This window comes from Actinomyces marseillensis, from assembly GCF_900155605.1.
GTDB lineage: Bacteria > Actinomycetota > Actinomycetes > Actinomycetales > Actinomycetaceae > Pauljensenia > Pauljensenia marseillensis.
In genome coordinates this window covers 784,978-785,985 of sequence record NZ_LT707420.1, presented here as the reverse complement: position 1 = coordinate 785,985, position 1,008 = coordinate 784,978, and the positions used below count along the sequence as shown (strand labels likewise).

The following is a 1,008-nucleotide window of genomic DNA, read 5'->3' as shown; positions in this document are numbered from 1 at the left end:
AGGGCGACGGGGTGGTCGTGGTCGCGGCCCATCGTGCCGTCGCCGACCGCGTAGATGCCATCCGCGCTGGTGCGCCCGTGCTCGTCGACGAGGATGTAGCCGCGCTTGGTCTCGATGCCCGCGGCCTCGGCGAAGGCGGTGTCGGGGCGGACTCCAGTTGACAGGACGATGACGTTTGCACTCAGCTCGGTTCCGTCGGAGAGTGTCACGCAGTCTTGATCGCCGCCGTGGGTGATGGACTGGGCGGCGACGCCGGCGTGGACGCAGATCCCGAGGTCACGCAGCTCCTGCGTGACCAGCGTGGCCATCTCGACTTCGAGGGGCGGCAGGACGTGCTCGGCGTACTCGACGAGGTAAGTCTCGAAGCCTCGCTGTGCGAGGGCCTCGGCGGCCTCGATGCCGATGAACCCGGCACCCAGGACAACGGCGTGCGTGCCCGAGGCCTCGCGCAGGGCGAGGGCATCGTCGACCGTGCGCAGGGTGTGCACACGCGGGGAGTCGAGGCCGCCGATCGGGGGCCGGCTGGCGAGGCCGCCCGGGGAAAGGATCAGGTGATCATAGGTGAGCGTGTAGGCCTCGCCGGTCTCAGTGTCAGTGACCTGGACGCTGTGCGCCGCCGGGTCGATCGCGGTGACCTCGGAGTTGATGCGCACGTCGAGGTTGAGCGCAGCCTTGAGGGTTTGCGGGGTGTGAAGGAGGAGCTTGGTGGGGTCTTCGATCTCGCCGCCGACGTAGTACGGGAGCCCGCAGTTCGCGAAGGACACGTATTTGCTGCGCTCCAGCACGATGATCTCGGCGCTCTCATCGCGCCTGCGCAGGCGTGCCGCCGCGCTCATGCCACCGGCGACTCCTCCGACGACTACTACTCGCATGTGCGGCTCACTTTCTGGCTCGGTGGAATGTCTTCTTCGCCTCCTCCAATAATACCCCTGGGGGTATTGGGAAACAAGATTCCAACGCATACAGCAGACTCCATAGCCTTCGAGAGGCTGCCGCGCGCACATAGGC

General features: G+C 66.8%; 1 protein-coding gene. It reads right to left on the bottom strand.

Annotated elements, in window-relative coordinates; translation table 11 throughout:
* Positions 1-872 (bottom strand): NAD(P)/FAD-dependent oxidoreductase (locus BQ8011_RS09315; RefSeq protein WP_159436441.1); only part of this gene is annotated, 872 nt, incomplete at its 3' end.
* Positions 873-1,008 lie beyond the last annotated feature (136 nt).